Here is a 1,829-nt window from a genome sequence, read left to right as displayed (position 1 = left end):
ATTTTTTGATGGAGAGTTTGATCCTGGCTCAGGATGAACGCTGGCGGCGTGCTTAACACATGCAAGTCGAACGATGAAGCTGGTGCTTGCACTGGTGGATTAGTGGCGAACGGGTGAGTATCACGTGAGTAACCTTCCCTTGACTCTGGGATAAGCCTGGGAAACTGGGTCTAATACCGGATATGACCGGCCTCCGCATGGGGTGCTGGTGGAAAGCTTTTTGCGGTTTTGGATGGACTCGCGGCCTATCAGTTTGTTGGTGAGGTAATGGCTTACCAAGGCGATGACGGGTAGCCGGCCTGAGAGGGTGACCGGCCACACTGGGACTGAGACACGGCCCAGACTCCTACGGGAGGCAGCAGTGGGGAATATTGCACAATGGGCGCAAGCCTGATGCAGCGACGCCGCGTGCGGGATGACGGCCTTCGGGTTGTAAACCGCTTTCAGCAAGGAAGAAGCTTTATTGTGACGGTACTTGCAGAAGAAGCGCCGGCTAACTACGTGCCAGCAGCCGCGGTAATACGTAGGGCGCGAGCGTTATCCGGAATTATTGGGCGTAAAGAGCTCGTAGGCGGTTTGCCACGTCTGCTGTGAAAGCCCGGGGCTCAACCTCGGGTGTGCAGTGGGTACGGGTAGGCTGGAGTGCAGTAGGGGAGACTGGAATTCCTGGTGTAGCGGTGAAATGCGCAGATATCAGGAGGAACACCGATGGCGAAGGCAGGTCTCTGGGCTGTTACTGACGCTGAGGAGCGAAAGCATGGGGAGCGAACAGGATTAGATACCCTGGTAGTCCATGCCGTAAACGTTGGGCACTAGGTGTGGGGGACATTCCACGTTTTCCGCGCCGTAGCTAACGCATTAAGTGCCCCGCCTGGGGAGTACGGCCGCAAGGCTAAAACTCAAAGGAATTGACGGGGGCCCGCACAAGCGGCGGAGCATGCGGATTAATTCGATGCAACGCGAAGAACCTTACCAAGGCTTGACATGGACCGGATCGCTGCAGAGATGTAGTTTCCCTTCGGGGCTGGTTCACAGGTGGTGCATGGTTGTCGTCAGCTCGTGTCGTGAGATGTTGGGTTAAGTCCCGCAACGAGCGCAACCCCTATCCTATGTTGCCAGCACGTTATGGTGGGGACTCATGGGAGACTGCCGGGGTCAACTCGGAGGAAGGTGGGGACGACGTCAAATCATCATGCCCCTTATGTCTTGGGCTTCACGCATGCTACAATGGCCGGTACAATGGGTTGCGATACTGTGAGGTGGAGCTAATCCCTAAAAGCCGGTCTCAGTTCGGATCGAAGTCTGCAACTCGACTTCGTGAAGTTGGAGTCGCTAGTAATCGCAGATCAGCAATGCTGCGGTGAATACGTTCCCGGGCCTTGTACACACCGCCCGTCAAGTCACGAAAGTTGGTAACACCCGAAGCTCATGGCCTAACCAGTTTTCTGGAGGGAATGGTCGAAGGTGGGACTGGCGATTGGGACTAAGTCGTAACAAGGTAGCCGTACCGGAAGGTGCGGCTGGATCACCTCCTTTCTAAGGAGTATGGACCCGAGTTGGGTCCGCCCTCTTTGTGCAGCCGATTGTGTTGCCGGGGGGTTTTACTCATGGGTGGAATTTTTCAACGAATACTCCGCGTATCGGAGTCATCATGCTTGTCACACGTCACGGTTTTTTGAGTACGTCGTCATTGTTTGTTCGGTGGCGGTTGGAAAGAGGGGTTGGGGCGTGTTGTTTGTGTGGTGTGTGGCGCACTGTTGGGTCCTGAGGCTATGAGCCTTTGGATTGTGGTCCTTACTTCAGGTCTGCTGTGGACGTTGTGTCTGTGG

The 1,829-nt window shown here is 55.5% G+C and carries 1 rRNA gene; it reads left to right on the top strand.

The annotated features are described in order from the left end of the window. Positions 1–5 precede the first annotated feature (5 nt). Positions 6–1,536 (top strand): 16S ribosomal RNA (locus FH975_RS16185). Positions 1,537–1,829 lie beyond the last annotated feature (293 nt).

The sequence above is a fragment of the Nesterenkonia haasae genome (assembly GCF_010119385.1).
In the GTDB taxonomy this organism is placed as follows: Bacteria; Actinomycetota; Actinomycetes; order Actinomycetales; family Micrococcaceae; genus Nesterenkonia; species Nesterenkonia haasae.
Note: the sequence above shows the minus strand (reverse complement) of the source record. Positions and strands in the feature narration are given on the sequence as shown.